Origin of the sequence: Bremerella sp. JC817, assembly GCF_040718835.1 — a bacterium.
Classification (GTDB): domain Bacteria; phylum Planctomycetota; class Planctomycetia; order Pirellulales; family Pirellulaceae; genus Bremerella.
The window spans coordinates 1-377 of sequence record NZ_JBFEFG010000134.1 but is presented as its reverse complement, the minus strand read 5'-3'; the positions used below and the strand labels follow the sequence as shown (position 1 = coordinate 377).

Below are 377 nucleotides of genomic sequence, written 5' to 3'. Positions count from 1 at the left end.
CCCCGTCCTGTCGGCCGAGGAGACCCGCCAGCTCTTCGACAGCATCGGCGGGTCCGGGGTCGTCGACCTGCGGGATCGCGCCCTGCTGGCCGCCATGTTCTTCACCTTCGCCCGGGTCGGCGCCGTCGTCGCCATGGCCGTCGAGGACTACTACCCGCAGGGCAAGCGGATGTGGCTGCGGCTGCAGGAGAAGGGCGGCAAGCAGCACGAGATGCCAGCGCACCACAAGCTCGAGGAGTTCCTCGACGCCTACGTCCTGGCCGCCGGGCTCGAAACCGACCGGCGTGGGCCCCTCTTCCGCTCGGCCACCCGCAGCGGCGATGCCCTGACCGCGAGTCCGATGCGGCCGGCGGACGTCTGGAGGATGATCCGCCGGC

General features: G+C 71.6%; 1 protein-coding gene. It reads left to right on the top strand.

All coding sequences use genetic code 11. From position 1 onward, the window contains the following. The coding region (locus AB1L30_RS00620) for a tyrosine-type recombinase/integrase (protein ID WP_367011414.1) at window positions 1–377 on the top strand (377 nt) is incomplete at both ends.